This window comes from Erwinia sp. AK-PDG3-5 (assembly GCF_056821705.1).
This window is the reverse complement of the sequence record NZ_CM165967.1, coordinates 4,718,919-4,738,282: the sequence shown is the minus strand read 5'-3', so window position 1 is coordinate 4,738,282 and position 19,364 is coordinate 4,718,919. Positions and strand designations below refer to the sequence as shown.

Sequence of the window (19,364 nt, the reverse complement as noted above, 5' to 3'; positions counted from 1 at the left end):
TTGGCCACCATGAAAGATGTCGCACGGTTGGCGGGCGTTTCAACGTCCACCGTTTCCCATGTGATCAACAACAACCGCTTTGTCAGTGACGCGGTGCGGGAAAAAGTGACCACCGCGATTTCGCAACTTAACTATGCGCCATCCGCCCTGGCACGAAGCCTGAAGCTTAATCAGACCCGCACCATCGGGATGCTGCTTACCGCCAGCAGCAACCCGTTCTATTCGGAAGTGGTGCGTGGCGTAGAAAGAAGCTGCTATGAACGCGGCTACAGTCTGGTGCTGTGCAATACCGATGGCGATGAAAACCGCATGAACCGCAGTCTGGAGACGCTGTTGCAAAAGCGTGTCGACGGGCTGTTAATCATGTGTACCGAAAGCCATATTCCGTCGGTTGAGATCCTGACGCGCTATCCTTCTATCCCTTCCGTGATGATGGACTGGTCCCCTTTTGACGGTGGCAGCGACATTATTCAGGATAACTCGCTGCTGGGCGGCGAAATGGCCACCCGGCATCTTATCTCCCGGGGGTATACGCGCATTGCTTGTATCGCCGGGCCGCAGGATAAAACGCCCGCCCGTTTACGCCTTGAGGGATTTCATCAGGCGATGGAACAGGCGGGTCTACCGGTGCTGCCTGGCTATATCGTCGCTGGCGATCTGGAGTTTGAGGGCGGCTACAATGCCATGAACCAACTGCTGGCGCTCAACCCGCTGCCGCAGGCGGTGTTTACCAGCAACGATGCGATGGCGGTTGGAGTTTATCACGCGTTGTATCAGGCGGGACTGTCGGTGCCGCAGGACATTGCGGTGATCGGCTATGACGATATCGAGCTGGCCCGCTATATGACCCCGCCGCTGACCACCATCCATCAGCCGAAAGATGAACTGGGTGAGTTGGCCATTGATACGCTGCTGCATCGTCTGGCCGAGCCCGGTGGCAGCCAGCAACTGCTGGTGCTGACACCGGAACTGGTCGAGCGCGGATCCGTCGGGGAGTGTTAGGCGGCTTTCTTCTTTTTCTCCCGGTTGCTGATCAGATGCCTTCCGTCGCCGGGTTTCAACATCAAAAACACCGAGCCTGAGATCACCGTGACCACACCCATCGTCAGGAACGTGGCATGGAAGTGCTGAACGGTGGTGCCATCAAAGTTTTCATAGAATCGCAGCACGGCGGCACTGACCGCCACCCCGAAGCTGATCGCCAGCTGTTGGGTCACGGCCAGCATGCTGTTGCCGCTGCTGGCGTTGGCATCATTAAGATCCGCCAGTGTGATGGTGTTCATGGCGGTGAACTGTGTCGACATCCCCATCCCCAGAACAAACAGCGGCAGCAGGAGCACCAGCAGGCTCATCCCCGGCGTTTGTAAGGCGAAGCTGGCAACCAGCACGCCGATGATCACGCTAATCCATACCAGGGTTTTACGGTAGCCAAACCAGCGCAGTACCTGCGTCACCATCGACTTGGCCATAATCGAACCTAACGCGGTCGGTGCCATCATGCAGCCTGCCAGGATCGCCGAGTAACCAAAGCCAACCTGCAGCATCAGCGGCATCAGGAAAGGAATGCATCCCGTCCCGAGGCGTGCGGCGATATTGCCCAGTATGCCTACCGAGAAAGTGCGGGTTTTAAACATCGGCAACGGGATGAGCGGCGTAGGGTGGCGTCTTGCGTGCACTATATAGAGAAGAAGTAACAGAACGCCGCCCAGCGTGACCGCGAGCGCAATGCTGGTGGCAACGATCTTCTCGCCAAACAGCTCAATTCCGCTCGAAAGCAGCACCAGCCCAATCCCGAACAGCAAAAAGCCCAGGAAATCGAAGCGGCGGCGTGGCGTGGTGAAGTCCGGCATATATTTGCGGGCATAGATGATGCCGGCAATCCCCATCGGGATATTAATCAGGAAGATCCAGTGCCAGGTGGCATAGGTCACCAGCACGCCACCCAGCATCGGCCCCAGTACCGGGCCAATCAGTCCGGGCATGGTGACGAAATTGAGTACCGGCAGCAGCTCGCTCCGTGGGTAAGCCCTTAACAGGGCAAGGCGTGCTACCGGCATCATCATCGCGCCGCCGACACCCTGCACCACCCTGAACGCAACCAGTGAGGTTAACGACCCCGAGAGTGCGCAGGCGAGCGAGCCGAGGGTAAACAGTGAGACAGCGACGATAAAGACTTTGCGGGTGCCGTAGCGATCGGCCAGCCAGCCGCTGACGGGAATAAGCAGGGCAACCGTTAAGGTGTAGCTGATGACGGCGGACTGCATCGCCAGCGGAGAGCGGTTAAGACTTTGGGCGATTGCAGGAAGGGCGGTGTTCAGTATCGTGGCATCCAGCGCCTGCATAAAGAAGGCCATGGCGGCGATCCACGGAAGTCCGGCCATACTGCGCGCGGATTTTATCATTTAGCATCCTTTTTAATGTTCAATGCTGGCAGGGCAAACCTGCAATGCATAAAGAATAGCATCAGCTGACTTGGTTACAGGAAGGACAAAAGGGCTTTTAAAGGCCATTTAGCTGCTAAAAACAGCGTAAGACGGGTGTTTTTTCACCTTTTGGTGAAAAAAGAGGCGGTCAGATCTTTTTTGTTGAGAAACACTTGCGGCCTTCCAGGAATTCCCTATAATGCGCCTCCACTGACACGGAACAACGACTTAACGGTCACCGGGTCAGAGGTTCAGGAAGCTGAATCGCCGGAGAAAAACTTCCCAAAAAGAAGTTGACTCCGAAGGAGGAAAGCGTAATATACGCCACCTCGCAGTAAGGCGCCAAGGCCCTTACCGCAACGCTCTTTAACAATTTATCAGACAATCTGTGTGGGCACTCGCAGGATTGATATCAGCGCCGCAAGGCGCAAAAAAATATCAAGCCTTAAGAGTGAACACATAATGAAATTCATTATGACGTTTTACACTTGAGCATCGCTGAACTTGTTTCAGCAAATCGAACTTTTAATTGAAGAGTTTGATCATGGCTCAGATTGAACGCTGGCGGCAGGCCTAACACATGCAAGTCGAACGGTAGCACAGAGAGCTTGCTCTCGGGTGACGAGTGGCGGACGGGTGAGTAATGTCTGGGAAACTGCCTGATGGAGGGGGATAACTACTGGAAACGGTAGCTAATACCGCATAACGTCTTCGGACCAAAGTGGGGGACCTTCGGGCCTCACACCATCGGATGTGCCCAGATGGGATTAGCTAGTAGGTGGGGTAATGGCTCACCTAGGCGACGATCCCTAGCTGGTCTGAGAGGATGACCAGCCACACTGGAACTGAGACACGGTCCAGACTCCTACGGGAGGCAGCAGTGGGGAATATTGCACAATGGGCGCAAGCCTGATGCAGCCATGCCGCGTGTATGAAGAAGGCCTTCGGGTTGTAAAGTACTTTCAGCGGGGAGGAAGGCGACAGGGTTAATAACCCTGTCGATTGACGTTACCCGCAGAAGAAGCACCGGCTAACTCCGTGCCAGCAGCCGCGGTAATACGGAGGGTGCAAGCGTTAATCGGAATTACTGGGCGTAAAGCGCACGCAGGCGGTCTGTCAAGTCAGATGTGAAATCCCCGGGCTTAACCTGGGAACTGCATTTGAAACTGGCAGGCTAGAGTCTTGTAGAGGGGGGTAGAATTCCAGGTGTAGCGGTGAAATGCGTAGAGATCTGGAGGAATACCAGTGGCGAAGGCGGCCCCCTGGACAAAGACTGACGCTCAGGTGCGAAAGCGTGGGGAGCAAACAGGATTAGATACCCTGGTAGTCCACGCCGTAAACGATGTCGACTTGGAGGTTGTGCCCTTGAGGCGTGGCTTCCGGAGCTAACGCGTTAAGTCGACCGCCTGGGGAGTACGGCCGCAAGGTTAAAACTCAAATGAATTGACGGGGGCCCGCACAAGCGGTGGAGCATGTGGTTTAATTCGATGCAACGCGAAGAACCTTACCTGGCCTTGACATCCACGGAATTCGGCAGAGATGCCTTAGTGCCTTCGGGAACCGTGAGACAGGTGCTGCATGGCTGTCGTCAGCTCGTGTTGTGAAATGTTGGGTTAAGTCCCGCAACGAGCGCAACCCTTATCCTTTGTTGCCAGCGAGTAATGTCGGGAACTCAAAGGAGACTGCCGGTGACAAACCGGAGGAAGGTGGGGATGACGTCAAGTCATCATGGCCCTTACGGCCAGGGCTACACACGTGCTACAATGGCGCATACAAAGAGAAGCGAACTCGCGAGAGCAAGCGGACCTCACAAAGTGCGTCGTAGTCCGGATCGGAGTCTGCAACTCGACTCCGTGAAGTCGGAATCGCTAGTAATCGTAGATCAGAATGCTACGGTGAATACGTTCCCGGGCCTTGTACACACCGCCCGTCACACCATGGGAGTGGGTTGCAAAAGAAGTAGGTAGCTTAACCTTCGGGAGGGCGCTTACCACTTTGTGATTCATGACTGGGGTGAAGTCGTAACAAGGTAACCGTAGGGGAACCTGCGGTTGGATCACCTCCTTACCTGAAGATACCTTCCCGCGTAGTGTCCACAACAGATTGTCTGATAGAAAACGTAATGAGCAACAGTAACAGAGTCCCCATCGTCTAGAGGCCCAGGACACTGCCCTTTCACGGCTGTAACAGGGGTTCGAATCCCCTTGGGGACGCCATCTCCTGATAATGAGTGAAAGACATTATCAACCAGTATCTCAAAACTGATTCTCTCCGCAAGGACGAGTCACGTTTGAGATATTTGCTCTTTAACAATCCGGAACAAGCTGAAAATTGAAACGACATGTCGTTTTCATTCTCCGTAATAAGAATGAAATCAACGATATGTTCGAGTCTCTCAAATGCTTACAACAGCAGTGTCTTTCGGGACGCTTGTGGGTTGTGAGGTTAAGTGACTAAGCGTACACGGTGGATGCCTAGGCAGTCAGAGGCGATGAAGGGCGTGCTAATCTGCGATAAGCGTCGGTAAGGTGATATGAACCGCAATAACCGACGATACCCGAATGGGGAAACCCGGTGCACCTTGGTGCATCATTGCAACATGAATACATAGTGTTGCAAGGCGAACCTGGGGAACTGAAACATCTAAGTACCCAGAGGAAAAGAAATCAACCGAGATTCCCCCAGTAGCGGCGAGCGAACGGGGAACAGCCCAGAACCTGAATCAGCTTGTGCATTAGTGGAAGCGTCTGGAAAGTCGCAGGGTACAGGGTGATACTCCCGTACACAAAAATGCACTTGCTGTGAGTTCGATGAGTAGGGCGGGACACGTGACATCCTGTCTGAATATGGGGGGACCATCCTCCAAGGCTAAATACTCCTGACTGACCGATAGTGAACCAGTACCGTGAGGGAAAGGCGAAAAGAACCCCGGCGAGGGGAGTGAAACAGAACCTGAAACCGTGTACGTACAAGCAGTGGGAGCACCTTCGTGGTGTGACTGCGTACCTTTTGTATAATGGGTCAGCGACTTATATTCTGTAGCAAGGTTAACCGTATAGGGGAGCCGAAGGGAAACCGAGTCTTAACTGGGCGTTAAGTTGCAGGGTATAGACCCGAAACCCGGTGATCTAGCCATGGGCAGGTTGAAGGTTGGGTAACACTAACTGGAGGACCGAACCGACTAATGTTGAAAAATTAGCGGATGACTTGTGGCTGGGGGTGAAAGGCCAATCAAACCGGGAGATAGCTGGTTCTCCCCGAAAGCTATTTAGGTAGCGCCTCGTGAACTCATCTTCGGGGGTAGAGCACTGTTTCGGCTAGGGGGCCATCCCGGCTTACCAACCCGATGCAAACTGCGAATACCGAAGAATGTTATCACGGGAGACACACGGCGGGTGCTAACGTCCGTCGTGAAGAGGGAAACAACCCAGACCGCCAGCTAAGGTCCCAAAGTCATGGTTAAGTGGGAAACGATGTGGGAAGGCACAGACAGCCAGGATGTTGGCTTAGAAGCAGCCATCATTTAAAGAAAGCGTAATAGCTCACTGGTCGAGTCGGCCTGCGCGGAAGATGTAACGGGGCTAAACCATGCACCGAAGCTGCGGCAGCGACGCTTAGGCGTTGTTGGGTAGGGGAGCGTTCTGTAAGCCGTCGAAGGTGGACTGTGAGGTCTGCTGGAGGTATCAGAAGTGCGAATGCTGACATAAGTAACGATAAAGCGGGTGAAAAGCCCGCTCGCCGGAAGACCAAGGGTTCCTGTCCAACGTTAATCGGGGCAGGGTGAGTCGACCCCTAAGGCGAGGCCGAAAGGCGTAGTCGATGGGAAACAGGTTAATATTCCTGTACTCGGTGTTACTGCGAAGGGGGGACGGAGAAGGCTATGTTAGCCGGGCGACGGTTGTCCCGGTTTAAGCATGTAGGCGGAGAGTTTAGGTAAATCCGGACTCTTTTTAACGCTGAGGTGTGATGACGAGGCACTACGGTGCTGAAGTAACAAATGCCCTGCTTCCAGGAAAAGCCTCTAAGCATCAGGTAACACGGAATCGTACCCCAAACCGACACAGGTGGTCAGGTAGAGAATACCAAGGCGCTTGAGAGAACTCGGGTGAAGGAACTAGGCAAAATGGTGCCGTAACTTCGGGAGAAGGCACGCTGGCGCGTAGGTGAAGGGACTTGCTCCCGGAGCTGAAGCCAGTCGAAGATACCAGCTGGCTGCAACTGTTTATTAAAAACACAGCACTGTGCAAACACGAAAGTGGACGTATACGGTGTGACGCCTGCCCGGTGCCGGAAGGTTAATTGATGGGGTTATCCGCAAGGAGAAGCTCTTGATCGAAGCCCCGGTAAACGGCGGCCGTAACTATAACGGTCCTAAGGTAGCGAAATTCCTTGTCGGGTAAGTTCCGACCTGCACGAATGGCGTAATGATGGCCAGGCTGTCTCCACCCGAGACTCAGTGAAATTGAACTCGCTGTGAAGATGCAGTGTACCCGCGGCAAGACGGAAAGACCCCGTGAACCTTTACTATAGCTTGACACTGAATATTGAACCTTGATGTGTAGGATAGGTGGGAGGCTTTGAAGCGTGGACGCCAGTCTGCGTGGAGCCAACCTTGAAATACCACCCTTTAACGTTTGATGTTCTAACCTGGCGCCGTAATCCGGCGTGGGGACAGTGTCTGGTGGGTAGTTTGACTGGGGCGGTCTCCTCCTAAAGAGTAACGGAGGAGCACGAAGGTTAGCTAATCACGGTCGGACATCGTGAGGTTAGTGCAATGGCATAAGCTAGCTTGACTGCGAGAGTGACGGCTCGAGCAGGTGCGAAAGCAGGTCATAGTGATCCGGTGGTTCTGAATGGAAGGGCCATCGCTCAACGGATAAAAGGTACTCCGGGGATAACAGGCTGATACCGCCCAAGAGTTCATATCGACGGCGGTGTTTGGCACCTCGATGTCGGCTCATCACATCCTGGGGCTGAAGTAGGTCCCAAGGGTACGGCTGTTCGCCGTTTAAAGTGGTACGCGAGCTGGGTTTAGAACGTCGTGAGACAGTTCGGTCCCTATCTGCCGTGGGCGCTGGAAGATTGAGAGGGGTTGCTCCTAGTACGAGAGGACCGGAGTGAACGCACCACTGGTGTTCGGGTTGTCATGCCAATGGCATTGCCCGGTAGCTAAGTGCGGAAAAGATAAGCGCTGAAAGCATCTAAGCGCGAAACTTGCCTCGAGATGAATCTTCCCTGGGCCTTTAAGGCCCCTGAAGGGACGTTGAAGACTACGACGTTGATAGGCCGGGTGTGTAAGCGCAGCGATGCGTTGAGCTAACCGGTACTAATGACCCGTGAGGCTTAACCTTACAACACCAGAAGCGTTCTGGTGGTGTCTGAGAGACACAAACAGATATTTTCAGCTTGAACCGGATAAATTTGCGCGGCCGTGCGGCGGCGTGAATAACAGAATTTGCCTGGCGGCTTTAGCGCGGTGGTCCCACCTGACCCCATGCCGAACTCAGAAGTGAAACGCCGTAGCGCCGATGGTAGTGTGGGGTCTCCCCATGCGAGAGTAGGGAACTGCCAGGCATCAATTAAGCAGACAAGCCTCATGCGAAAGCATGGGGCTTTTTTGTATGCGTAATAAGGCAAAACCCGCCTCAGAACGGTTTCCGGACGCCTACGTACCCGCCTGCTAACGGCCAGAGCCGGCCACTCAAATCCCAAACCACCCCAAAACCAGACAAAAAAGACGTCGTGCTGACGCACGATGCCATAATATCGGGCTAACTTCAGCGTTTAACCTGAAATAAAGCCAGATCCTCGGGCGTATTAAGATTCATGAAATCCTGCTCGTTGTCGAAATTAACCGCTGAACCGCCTACTTCATTTAAAAAAACCATCAGCTTGCGGTCACCACGCTGCAGATACTCTTCAAGCTGAGGTGCCAGACTTCGGTGAATCAAAGCCAGGGTGGGATGATCTCGCTCACCACTGCGTACCCAAGCGGTTTTAGCCTCAGCATTTTTCCCCAGCCAAAGCTGACTGACCAGATTTGTTGGTAGAAAGGGCGTATCGCAGGAGGCAAAAACGGCCCAATCGGTGTTGATTCGCTGTAAGGCCGCTAACATCCCTGCCAACGGACCCGCAAACCCGGTAAAGGTATCGGCAAAAACCTCGCAACCACTTTCCTGATAGCGCGGATGATGACGATTGGCACTGATGCAGACCTCCGCAACCTGCGGCTGCAGGATCGCCAGCACGTGCTGATACAGCGGTTTGCCATTAAGCATCACCAACCCTTTATCTTCGCCCTGCATTCTGGAACCCCTTCCTCCGGCCAGAATCACACCGCTGACATCCTCTACTCTATACTTCACTGGTTGAGTCATGCGCCACAATACCCCTCTTTTCATGTGGGATTAAAGCTGGTAACCTGGCGTCCTCTGTCGACCTTAAGGAACCCTGTCATGAAATGCCACCGTCTTAATGAACTGATTTCTCTTCTTCAGCCTGAATGGCAGAAAGAACCTGACCTTAATCTGATGCAATTTTTGCAGAAACTGGCGTCTGAGTCAGGTTTTAGCGGCCCGATAGGCGATCTGACAGACGATATTCTGATCTATCACCTCAAAATGCGCGGCATGGAAAAAGATGAGCAGATCCCTGGTCTGAAAAAAGATTATGAAGAGGATTTTAAGACCGCACTGCTGCGTGCCAGAGGGGTCATAAAAGATTAATTCCCCGTAGTCTCCCGTTGCCTGCAGCGTTTAATGGTATTCTTAACGGCTAATTCACGTCATGAGCATGCCGGATGAAAGCACCCGCGTTTAACTTTCAACATCTCGATCCCGATACCATCCTTGATGCGCTCTGGGAGACTGGGATCCGTGTGGAATCAGGGCTTACTGCCCTGAACAGCTATGAAAACCGGGTCTATCAATTCTCAGATGAAGACAAAAAACGCTATGTGGTGAAATTTTATCGCCCACAACGCTGGTCACAGCAGCAGATACTGGAAGAACATCAGTTCACTGCAGAATTGTTTGCTGACGAGGTCCCTGTCGCGGCACCGCTGCTATTGCAGGGAAAAACCCTCCATCAGCATAATGGTTACCTGTATACCGTTTTCCCAAGCCTGGGTGGTCGTCAGTATGAAACGGATAATTATGACCATCTGGAGTGGGTAGGGCGATTTCTTGGTCGCATCCATCAGACGGGCCGTAAAAGCACCTTTGATGTTCGTCCTACGATAGGGCTGGAAGAATACATCAACGAACCGATTCAGGTCTTTGAAGCCAGTACGTTAATCCCCCGTAAGTTGAAGGAGTCCTTATTGGCCAGCGTGCGGCTGATAGGCACAACTTTACAAAAATACTGGCATACTCAGTGGCAGCCTTTACGCCTGCATGGTGATTGCCATCCCGGCAATATTTTGTGGCGTGATGGCCCGTTTTTTGTCGACCTCGATGACGCCCGCAATGGCCCTGCCGTGCAGGATTTATGGATGTTAATTAACGGCGATCAACAGGAACAGCGCCTGCAATGGGATATTATGTTAGAGGCTTACAGTGAATTCTGCGAGTTCGATACACACGAATTGTCACTTATTGAACCTTTACGCGCTATGCGGATGGTTTATTATCTGGCGTGGGTTGTTCGCCGCTGGCAAGACCCTGCATTTCCTGCAAGTTTTCCATGGATGACGGATGAAGATTTCTGGCGCAGGCAGATTTCACAATTTAACGCGCAGGCAAGGTTGTTGCAGGAGCCCCCGCTACAGCTGACGCCCGCATTCTAAGGCTGACCGTCTTTTCCGGTTTGCCCCTTTTGCTGTTAGGAGAGAGTTTCACGATGAAAAAGATTTGGTTTGCGCTGGTTGGTCTGGTTTTGGCCTTCAGTGCATCAGCGGCCCAGTTTACGGATGGCCAGCAATACGTGACGATGCAAAAACCCGTCGCTGGCGAGCCTCATGTTCTTGAGTTCTTCTCTTTCTACTGCCCTCACTGCTATGAGTTTGAGCAAGTTTGGCATGTTAGCGATGCAGTGAAGAAAGCCCTGCCTGCTGACACCAAAGTGACGAAGTATCATGTCGAATTCCTGGGTGGCGATATGGGTAAAACCGTTACGCAGGCCTGGGCTGTTGCGATGGCTCTGGGCGTGGAAGATAAAGTGACTGCGCCAATCTTTGATGGCATTCAGAAAACCCAGACCATCACCGATCCGGCGAGTCTGAAAGATGTCTTTGTAAAAGCAGCAGGCATTACGCCGGAAGCCTATGACGGTGCCTGGAACAGCTTTGTGGTGAAATCTCTGGTCGCTCAGCAGGAAAAAGCGGCAGCTGACGTACAGCTGCAGGGCGTTCCGGCAATGTTTGTTAACGGCAAATATATGGTTAACAACGGCGGACTGGATACCAGCTCAATGGATAACTACGTTCAGCAATATGCGAACGTAGTGAAATTCCTGCTAACGCAGAAGTAATTCAAGTTAGTCTGCAACGCCGGCGTAATGCCGGCGTTGTTGTTTTCAACTGCCGGATCTGATTTCTCCACGGAATAAACATGCTGAGAAGATCCTGATTAAAAGACAGAGATCCTGTGCGATCGGCAAAGGCAATAATTAATATCCACATATAATTCATTCCGTGAAACCTGAAGTTATTCCTGGCGAATGAATTTAACTTATTGAAAACAGGTTTTTTTTGTTTTTATGTCGGCATTTTATTCTACGTATGAAAAACCGGGATCATTTTTACGCACAAACTTATCCACAGCTTATTCCTGCGTCACCTCCCGCAAAATCAACAGCCAAATGAAGTTTATCCGTCAGGTTATTTCAACTTTCGTCCTTAGCTGTGGCATCCTTACCGCATTGAAAAAACCAACGAAGAACGTGACGACTTATGGCACAAATTGCAGAAAACCCGCTAATTCTGGTAGATGGCTCTTCTTACCTCTATCGCGCATACCACGCGTTCCCTCCGCTGACCAACAGCGCAGGAAAACCTACCGGCGCGATGTACGGTGTACTGAATATGTTGCGCAGCCTGCTGCTGCAATATAAGCCCAGCCATGTGGCCGTGGTTTTTGATGCCAAAGGCAAAACCTTCCGCGATGAGCTTTTTGAAGCCTATAAATCCCACCGCCCACCGATGCCGGACGACCTGCGAGCGCAGATCGAGCCCTTGCATAATATGGTCAGAGCGATGGGCTTGCCTCTACTGGCCGTCAGTGGCGTGGAAGCCGATGACGTCATCGGTACGCTGGCGCTGGAAGCCGGAAAAAAAGGCAAGCCGGTATTAATCAGCACGGGTGATAAAGATATGGCGCAGCTGGTAACGCCAGATATCACCCTTATCAACACCATGAACAACGCGATCCTCGGCCCTGACGAAGTGGTGGAGAAATATGGCATTCCACCTGAATTAATCATCGATTTCCTCGCGCTGATGGGCGACGCATCCGATAACATTCCCGGCGTACCGGGCGTGGGCGAGAAAACGGCTCAGGCGCTGCTGCAGGGGCTGGGCGGAATTAAAGATATCTATGCCAACCTGGATAAAGTCGCTGACCTGACGTTCCGTGGGGCAAAAACCATGGCCGCCAAGCTGGAGCAAAATAAAGAGATGGCGCTACTCTCTTACCAGCTGGCGACTATTAAAACGGATGTGGAATTAGATCTGACCAGTGAACAGCTGACGGTGAATGAGCCGGCGGTGGAAGAGTTACTGGGCATGTTCCGCGAATATGAGTTCAAACGTTGGATCACCGACCTGGAAGAAGGAAAGTGGTTACAGGATAAAAAGAGTAATCCTGCCGCGCAGAAAGCGCTGGTTGAACAGGTTGAAGAACAGGTCGAAACCACCAGTACGCTCTCTGCCGAAGGCTATGTCACTATTCTGGATGAAGAGACCTTCGAAAGCTGGCTGAAGCAACTCAAGAACAGTTCACTGTTTGCGTTCGATCTGGAAACCGACTCGCTGGATACGCTGAGCGCCAATATCGTGGGGATTTCCTTCGCCATTGAGCCGGGCAAAGCCGCTTATCTTCCCGTGGCGCATGATTATCTGGATGCGCCAGCTCAGCTGGATCGCAACACCGTGCTGGAGCGCCTCAAGCCGCTGCTGGAAGATCCGACGTTGCTGAAGGTCGGTCAGAACCTGAAATACGATCGCGGCGTGCTGAAGAACTACGACATCGAATTACAGGGCATCAAGTTCGACACCATGCTGGAGTCGTACGCGCTGAGCAGCGTGGGGAGCCGTCATGATATGGATACGCTCTCATCACGCTGGCTGAACCATAAAACGGTCTCCTTTGAAGAGATTGCCGGCAAAGGCAAAAAGCAGCTGACCTTTAACCAGATCGATCTGGAACAGGCCGCGCATTATGCTGCCGAAGATGCCGACGTAACGCTTCAGCTCCACCTGAAGATGTGGCCAGAACTGGAGAAAGAGCAGGGGCCGAAGCAGGTGTTCGAAAACATTGAAATGCCGCTGCTGACGGTGATCTCGCGCATTGAGCGTAACGGCGTGTTAATTGACCAGGGGATTCTGGCCGCCCATTCGAAAGAGCTGACCATTCGTCTGGCAGAGCTTGAGCAAAAAGCCCATGAACTGGCGGGTGAGCCGTTTAACCTCTCTTCGCCAAAGCAGCTGCAGACCATTCTCTTTGAGAAGCAGGGCATCAAACCAACCAAGAAAACGCCTGGCGGCGCGCCGTCTACCAGTGAGGAAGTCCTTGCTGAGCTGGCGCTGGATTATCCTTTGCCGAAGGTGATCCTGGAGAACCGTGGCTTAGCCAAGCTGAAGTCTACCTACACCGACAAACTGCCGTTGATGATTAACCCGATCACCGGACGCGTGCACACGTCTTATCATCAGGCAGTCACGGCCACCGGCCGACTCTCTTCAACCGATCCAAACCTGCAGAACATTCCGGTGAGGAACGAAGAAGGTCGCCGTATTCGTCAGGCTTTCATTGCTTCCAAAGGCCATAAAATTGTCGCCGCTGACTATTCTCAGATTGAGCTGCGCATCATGGCTCACCTGTCACAGGATAAGGGTTTATTAAGCGCCTTTGCTGAAGGCAAGGATATTCACCGTGCGACGGCTGCCGAAGTTTTTGGCATGACGCTGGATAAAGTCACCGGCGAACAGCGCCGCAGCGCGAAAGCGATCAACTTTGGCCTGATATATGGTATGAGCGCCTTCGGCCTCTCCCGTCAGCTTAATATTGGTGCAGGTGAAGCGAAGAAGTATATGGATCTGTACTTTGAACGCTATCCGGGCGTGTTAGAGTATATGGAAAGCACCCGCCAGCAGGCCGCTGAAAAAGGCTATGTCTCCACGCTGGATGGCCGACGTCTCTATTTGCCGGATATCAATGCCAGCAATGCAATGCGCCGTAAGGCGGCCGAACGCGCGGCAATCAATGCGCCAATGCAGGGCACTGCGGCTGACATTATCAAAAAGGCGATGATTGCGGTCGATGGTTGGTTAACGCCACAGTCAGCGCCGGACGTGAAAATGATCATGCAGGTACACGATGAACTGGTCTTTGAAGTGAAAGCTTCTGAAGTGGAGGCGGCCACGGCGAAAATTCGCTATCTGATGGAAAACAGCATGAAACTCGACGTTCCTCTACAGGTGGATGTCGGCGTTGGCGATAACTGGGAACAGGCGCACTAATTTCCCGGCTGACCACGGATGAGACTGATTTTATAGCAAATTCAGTCTCATTTTTTACCCATAAGAAAATGCTTTAGTTCCGCTGTACGCCTGAACTTCCGGGCCAACCGCCGTTCAGAATTTCACCTAACCAGTTATCCTGGAAGCATTTTTTTTGTAATTAAGCTACAGGCAAGGGCGGTTTCTGTGACCTGAGTTGGATAACACCCGGTGTTTTCTGAAAATTAACTACAAAAAACCCTTTTGAGGGCCGAAAAAATCCTGTAGAGTTTCAGTTGTAGGGTACAGAGGTAAGATGTTCTATCTTTCAAACCTTTTACTTCACGTAATCGGATTTGGCTGAATATTTTAGCCGCCCCAGTCGTTATGACTGGGGCGTTTTTTATTGGGCGCTATCTGGCCCCAGGGCGAGAAAAGCTTACTCTGCAGGCGCTTCTTGTTCCTCGTCCTCTACTGCTGGCGGAAGCTCGCTAAACCACGTATTTAACTGATCGCTCAGTTTATCAACGCCAATTTTCTTCAGTGAAGAGAACATCTCTACCCGGACATCCCCAATGAACCCTTTGGCGGTTTCACGCACCGCATTCAGCTGCGCTTTGCGTGCGCCAGAAGCCAGTTTGTCGGCCTTGGTCAACAGCACCAGCACCTGAATGCCGCTCTGCACTGCCCACAGGATCATCTGCTGATCCAGGTCCTTCAGCGGATGGCGGATATCCATCAGCACCACCAGGCCTTTCAGGCACTGGCGATCGCGCAGATATTCTGCCAGCGCTCTCTGCCACTTCAGCTTCATCTCTTCCGGCACTTCTGCATAACCATAGCCCGGTAAGTCGACCAGACGATAGCCTTCAGCAACCTGGAAAAGGTTGATTAGCTGAGTACGGCCTGGGGTTTTACTGGTACGCGCCAGGCTTTTTTGATTGGTCAGCGTATTCAGTGCGCTGGATTTGCCCGCGTTGGAACGACCGGCAAAAGCCACTTCAAGTCCGGTATCGGCTGGAAGGTGACGAATGTCAGGGGCACTGGTGACAAAATGGGTAACGTGATAATTCCAGCCAGACAAAATAAAAACTCCAGATAATAAGGTCAATTGCGCAGAGTATACCCTGTATAGAATGAAAGCGCCCAACCGACCTTTTTACGGCCGGGATTTTGTAGGAGATTGGCTATTAGATTTGCCAGAAGTTTCCTCTTTTTTACGCTAAATAAAACTGATAAAACATTTAATAACAGTCTGTTATATCAATTTATGGCTTTCCGAAAAGAATTTTGTTGTGGCACCTCCCTTGTCAGTTTGACCATTTAGTCTAAAGTAATTGGCAGAACCCGGACGGTTCTCTTCAGGATGATGTGCTCATGGGCGCCAGGACGGTGTGGAGCAGGGAAGGAGCGTGTTGGGATTTTCAACACTACATGGAAAGGAGCGAGTCCAGGACGGGACTCCCAGGCAAAGGAAAACCGGGATGTTGGCTGCTCAAAAGGATGCTGACCTAGTCAGTCCTTCTGCGGAAGGTGCGAAAAAAGGCGACAGGGTGACCTGGCGCCTTTTTTCTTTGTCTGCTTTCTGCTAGATTCCGCCGCAATTCTATACTGAATATAAATCGTCTGAGAGCAGAAAACATGAAGCAACCCGCACGCGCGCCACAGGATAAGAAACCGGCAGCAAAAACCCAGCGTAAAACGCGTGATGAATCCAACGCGGAAGCGCGCGATCGTAAACGCGACAAGAAGCATCGCGGCAATGCCTCCGGCAGCCGTGCTAATCCGGTCACCGTTAACAAGAAGAGCGGCGAAAGCGCCGTCAGCAAAGATCCGCGCATTGGCAGCAAAAAGCCCATTGCCCTGGGTCCGGTGACTGCAGACGCTCAGCCCGCGAAGAAAGTGGCTAAAGTCGCTAAACCTGTAGAAGAGAAAAAAGTCCTTCTGTCGCCGGAAGAAGAGCTGGCGAAGCTGGAGAATGACGAACGTCTGGACACCCTGCTGGATCGCCTGGAAAAAGGCGAGACGCTGTCAGCAGAAGATCAGGCCTGGCTGGACCAGACGCTTGACCGTATCGACGTGCTGATGGAAGAGCTTGGCATCGCGCTGGACGACGGTGCGGAAGATGAGCAGGCGGAAGAAGATATGTACCGCTTGCTGAAAGGCGGCCAGTAACCTTTCTGCGTTATTGGGTAAAATTGAGGTGGCGCAGTATTGCGCTGCCCTTTTAAAAGGTTTCTCTGCGAATGAATTGGCCTGGATCAATTTTCGTGCTGATTATGCTCTGCAGCCTTGGCGGGTTATTCGTTAAACTACGTCGTCTTTCGCGGTTGAAAACCCGACTGCACCGAGCGACCGTCCGCCAGTCTGCCAGGCACACCCCTTTCACCCGACGGTCGGCATCCAGACGCCAACGCAGGAGTGAATACCGTGACGCAGATGATTGAATGGGATCAACGCCTGATCCAGACCTACAATATCTCCGGTCCCCGTTATACCTCCTATCCCACCGCGCTGGAATTTACCGAGCAGTACAACGAAGCGGCTTTTCAGCAGGCAGCGCAGCGCTATCCCGATCGTCCTCTGTCCCTGTATGTTCACATCCCGTTCTGCCATCGCCTGTGTTATTTCTGCGGCTGCAACAAGCTGGTCACGCGTCAGCAGCACAAGGCGGATGCCTATCTGGATGCGCTGGCTAGCGAAATCCAGTCTCGCGGCAAATTATTTCGTGGCCGCACCGTCAGCCAGATGCATTGGGGCGGTGGCACACCAACGTACTTAAATAAGCAGCAGATAACCCGTCTGATCACCCTGCTTCGGCAGGCTTTTACCTTCAGTGAAGACGCCGAGCTGTCGATTGAGGTCGACCCGCGAGAAATCGAACTGGATGTGTTGGACCATCTGCATGCGGCAGGCTTCAACCGCCTGAGCATGGGCGTGCAGGACTTCAACAAAACGGTGCAGGAGAAGGTGAACCGGGTTCAGGATGAACAGGTGATCGTCGATCTTATCGCGCGTGCCCGTCAGGTTGGCTTTGCTTCCGTCAGTCTGGACCTGATCTACGGCCTACCGGCACAGACGCCAGAGAGTTTTGCCTTCACCCTGCAGAAAGTCATCGCGTTGAATCCCGATCGGCTTAGCGTGTTTAACTACGCGCACATGCCGGCCTTGTTTGCCGCACAGCGCAAAATCAAAGAGGCTGATTTGCCAACTGCTCAGCAAAAAATGGATATCCTGCAGCAGTCGATCGCTATGCTGACCGGCGCGGGCTACCAGTTTATTGGCATGGACCACTTTGCCCGCCCTGACGATGAGTTGGCAGTCGCGCAGCGGGAAGGGAAATTGCACCGTAATTTCCAGGGCTACACCACGCAGGGCGACAGTGATTTACTCGGCATGGGCGTTTCAGCCATCAGCATGCTTGGTGACACGTACGCGCAAAATGAAAAAGAGCTGAAATCCTGGTATGCCGCCGTGGCTGAAAATCACACGGCGTTATGGCGGGGTTTGGCGCTGTCGGCTGATGATTGCCTGCGTCGGGATGTGATTAAAACGCTGATGTGCAATTTCGCGCTCAATTTTGCTGACTTTGAGAGCGGTGAACGGACCTTTAGCGACTATTTTGCCGAAGATCTGGCGCTGTTGGCGCCGTTCATCAGGGACGGGCTGGTGGAATGCCACGAGAAGGGCCTTCAGGTGACGGCTAAGGGACGTTTGCTGGTGAGGAATGTCTGTATGTGCTTTGACGTCTACCTGCGTCAGAAGGCGCGTATGCAGCAATTCTCACGGGTGATCTGATTGCCAGAAAACAAAAAGGCCGGACAAACACCGTTCCGGCCTTTTTTTTGGGTAACAGACTCGCGTTATCCGCTACTCCATTCCCAACTCTTTCAGCTTACGGGTCAGGGTATTTCGTCCCCATCCCAGCAAACGTGCGGCTTCCTGCTTGTGCCCCTGCGTATGACGCAGTGCGGTGGTCAGCAGCGTGCGCTCCATTTCGGGTTGCGCTTCTGACAGCAGGTTTTGATGACCGGAACGCAGCGCGCGATCGGCCCATTGTGCCAACAACGTTGCCCAGCTGTCCGGCAGCGACTGCACCGGATTTTCAGGCGTTGAAGTCTCAAACAGCTCGGACGGCAGATCCTGAATCAACACTTCCTGTCCGGCCGCCATAACGGTCAGCCAGCGGCAGGTGTTCTCAAGCTGACGAACGTTACCAGACCAGTGAAGCCGGGTGAGGGCTGTTTCGGTTTCAGGGTGCAGGATCTTCGCTTCAACACCGAGTTCACGTGCCGCTACCTGCAGGAAATAGCGTGCCAGGCGCGGAATATCTTCGCGACGTTCGCGCAATGGCGGCAGGTGCACACGAATGACGTTCAGGCGGTGGAACAGATCCTCACGGAATTTGCCTTCCTGTACCCGCAGCTCCAGGTTCTGGTGGGTTGCCGCAATAATGCGCACATCCACTTTCACCGGTGCATAGCCACCAACGCGATAGAACTGACCATCAGCCAATACACGCAGCAAGCGGGTCTGCACATCCATCGGCATATCGCCAATTTCATCCAGGAACAGCGTGCCGCCGTCGGCCTGCTCAAAACGGCCCTGACGGATTTGATTAGCGCCGGTAAATGCGCCTTTCTCATGGCCAAACAGTTCCGACTCAATCAGGTCTTTCGGGATCGCCGCCATGTTTAGCGCGATAAACGGCGCTTTTGCCCGCGGGCTGTGGCGGTGCAGAGCATGGGCGACCAGCTCTTTACCGGTACCGGACTCGCCGTTGATCAATACGCTGATCGACGAACGGGAAAGGCGTCCAATAATGCGGAAAACATCCTGCATCGCGGGCGCTTCGCCAATGATGTCGGTAGTTGGCCCGCTAACCGGTTGATTGCGGGGCTGCTGCTGCTCCTGGTAATGGCTGATCGCCCGTTCTACCAGTGCAACGGCTTCATCGATATCAAACGGTTTTGGCAGATAATCAAACGCACCCTGTTGATACGCGCTGACCGCCGCATCCAGATCGGAGTGGGCCGTCATTATGATGACCGGAAGCATCGGATGACGCTGCTTAATTTGTTTCAGCAGCGCCAGACCATCCATGCCGGGCATGCGAATATCGGAAAGTAAAACGTCTGGGGTTTTACTGGCAAGGGCGTCCAGCACCTCATTAGCGCTGTCAAACGTGGCGCAGTTCAAACCGGCTCCAGTGAGCGCGCGTTCAAGCACCCAGCGGATGGAGCTATCGTCATCGACGATCCAAACTATCCCTCGTTGCATAGAAA

12 protein-coding genes, 1 tRNA gene and 3 rRNA genes are annotated in these 19,364 nt (G+C 53.0%); 12 read left to right on the top strand and 4 right to left on the bottom strand.

Annotated elements, in window-relative coordinates:
- Positions 1–1,002 carry a ribose operon transcriptional repressor RbsR gene (gene rbsR, locus AC1UKS_RS22120; protein ID WP_265909030.1) on the top strand — a complete coding sequence of 334 codons (1,002 nt, stop codon included), beginning with the start codon at positions 1–3 and terminating at the stop codon, positions 1,000–1,002.
- On the opposite strand, the gene mdtD is transcribed toward rbsR, so the two are convergent.
- Positions 999–2,402, bottom strand: a complete 1,404-nt coding sequence (gene mdtD / locus AC1UKS_RS22115; RefSeq protein ID WP_013200061.1) for a multidrug transporter subunit MdtD — start codon at positions 2,400–2,402, stop codon at positions 999–1,001. The genes rbsR and mdtD overlap by 4 nt on opposite strands.
- A 547-nt stretch (positions 2,403–2,949) precedes the next feature.
- Here mdtD and AC1UKS_RS22110 point away from each other — a divergent pair.
- The 4 genes from AC1UKS_RS22110 to rrf all read left to right on the top strand — a co-directional run bounded on the left by AC1UKS_RS22110 (position 2,950) and on the right by rrf (position 7,997).
- A 16S ribosomal RNA gene (locus AC1UKS_RS22110) occupies positions 2,950–4,490 on the top strand.
- Positions 4,491–4,563: 73 nt separating this feature from the next.
- Positions 4,564–4,639, top strand: a tRNA-Glu gene (locus tag AC1UKS_RS22105).
- Between the two features lie 227 nt (positions 4,640–4,866).
- Positions 4,867–7,774: ribosomal RNA gene (locus tag AC1UKS_RS22100) — 23S ribosomal RNA — on the top strand.
- Between the two features lie 107 nt (positions 7,775–7,881).
- Positions 7,882–7,997: ribosomal RNA gene (gene rrf, locus AC1UKS_RS22095) — 5S ribosomal RNA — on the top strand.
- The 16S, 23S and 5S rRNA genes sit together here with 1 tRNA gene alongside, the layout of an rRNA operon.
- A gap of 203 nt (positions 7,998–8,200) precedes the next feature.
- On the opposite strand, the gene mobA is transcribed toward rrf, so the two are convergent.
- Positions 8,201–8,800, bottom strand: a complete 600-nt coding sequence (gene mobA, locus AC1UKS_RS22090) for a molybdenum cofactor guanylyltransferase MobA (protein WP_482435225.1) — start codon at positions 8,798–8,800, stop codon at positions 8,201–8,203.
- Positions 8,801–8,878: 78 nt separating this feature from the next.
- Between mobA and AC1UKS_RS22085 the strand changes: the two genes are divergently transcribed.
- The 5 genes from AC1UKS_RS22085 to spfP all read left to right on the top strand — a co-directional run bounded on the left by AC1UKS_RS22085 (position 8,879) and on the right by spfP (position 14,443).
- Entirely contained in the window at positions 8,879–9,148 is a 270-nt protein-coding gene (locus AC1UKS_RS22085) for a YihD family protein (protein WP_482435224.1), read from the top strand.
- Between the two features lie 74 nt (positions 9,149–9,222).
- Positions 9,223–10,209 (top strand): serine/threonine protein kinase, encoded by a 987-nt coding sequence (locus AC1UKS_RS22080; protein ID WP_482435223.1) that lies wholly within the window; start codon positions 9,223–9,225, stop codon positions 10,207–10,209.
- 53 nt (positions 10,210–10,262) lie between these two features.
- Positions 10,263–10,892 (top strand): thiol:disulfide interchange protein DsbA, encoded by a 630-nt coding sequence (dsbA, locus tag AC1UKS_RS22075; protein WP_482435222.1) that lies wholly within the window; start codon positions 10,263–10,265, stop codon positions 10,890–10,892.
- Between the two features lie 421 nt (positions 10,893–11,313).
- A complete protein-coding gene (polA, locus tag AC1UKS_RS22070; RefSeq protein ID WP_482435221.1) occupies positions 11,314–14,100 on the top strand; it encodes a DNA polymerase I in 2,787 nt (928 codons plus the stop codon).
- A gap of 295 nt (positions 14,101–14,395) precedes the next feature.
- The gene (gene spfP, locus AC1UKS_RS22065) at positions 14,396–14,443 is read left to right on the top strand and encodes a small protein SpfP (protein ID WP_441316268.1); all 48 of its coding nucleotides are present in this window, start codon (positions 14,396–14,398) and stop codon (positions 14,441–14,443) included.
- Between the two features lie 75 nt (positions 14,444–14,518).
- On the opposite strand, the gene yihA is transcribed toward spfP, so the two are convergent.
- Entirely contained in the window at positions 14,519–15,163 is a 645-nt protein-coding gene (gene yihA / locus AC1UKS_RS22060; RefSeq protein ID WP_013200067.1) for a ribosome biogenesis GTP-binding protein YihA/YsxC, read from the bottom strand.
- A gap of 557 nt (positions 15,164–15,720) precedes the next feature.
- On the opposite strand from yihA, the gene yihI reads away from it, so the two are divergent.
- Together yihI and hemN are read left to right on the top strand one after the other, a co-directional pair.
- Positions 15,721–16,254: a Der GTPase-activating protein YihI gene (yihI, locus tag AC1UKS_RS22055; RefSeq protein WP_013200068.1), complete on the top strand. Its 534-nt coding sequence runs from the start codon at positions 15,721–15,723 to the stop codon at positions 16,252–16,254.
- A gap of 264 nt (positions 16,255–16,518) precedes the next feature.
- Positions 16,519–17,877, top strand: coding sequence for an oxygen-independent coproporphyrinogen III oxidase (gene hemN, locus AC1UKS_RS22050; protein WP_482437073.1), 1,359 nt, complete (start codon positions 16,519–16,521; stop codon positions 17,875–17,877).
- A gap of 72 nt (positions 17,878–17,949) precedes the next feature.
- Here hemN and glnG read toward each other — a convergent pair whose 3' ends face one another.
- Positions 17,950–19,359 carry a nitrogen regulation protein NR(I) gene (glnG, locus tag AC1UKS_RS22045; protein ID WP_013200070.1) on the bottom strand — a complete coding sequence of 470 codons (1,410 nt, stop codon included), beginning with the start codon at positions 19,357–19,359 and terminating at the stop codon, positions 17,950–17,952.
- Positions 19,360–19,364: the final 5 nt, after the last annotated feature.

Bases quoted from the DNA above. Each gene is read 5' to 3' on its own strand.
- AC1UKS_RS22080 (WP_482435223.1), top strand. From the start codon at position 9,223: ATGAAAGCACCCGCGTTTAACTTTCAACATCTCGATCCCGATACCATC.
- AC1UKS_RS22085 (WP_482435224.1), top strand. From the start codon at position 8,879: ATGAAATGCCACCGTCTTAATGAACTGATTTCTCTTCTTCAGCCTGAA.
- yihI (WP_013200068.1), top strand. From the start codon at position 15,721: ATGAAGCAACCCGCACGCGCGCCACAGGATAAGAAACCGGCAGCAAAA.
- dsbA (WP_482435222.1), top strand. From the start codon at position 10,263: ATGAAAAAGATTTGGTTTGCGCTGGTTGGTCTGGTTTTGGCCTTCAGT.
- hemN (WP_482437073.1), top strand. From the start codon at position 16,519: ATGATTGAATGGGATCAACGCCTGATCCAGACCTACAATATCTCCGGT.
- glnG (WP_013200070.1), bottom strand. From the start codon at position 19,359: ATGCAACGAGGGATAGTTTGGATCGTCGATGACGATAGCTCCATCCGC.
- mdtD (WP_013200061.1), bottom strand. From the start codon at position 2,402: ATGATAAAATCCGCGCGCAGTATGGCCGGACTTCCGTGGATCGCCGCC.
- polA (WP_482435221.1), top strand. From the start codon at position 11,314: ATGGCACAAATTGCAGAAAACCCGCTAATTCTGGTAGATGGCTCTTCT.
- mobA (WP_482435225.1), bottom strand. From the start codon at position 8,800: ATGACTCAACCAGTGAAGTATAGAGTAGAGGATGTCAGCGGTGTGATT.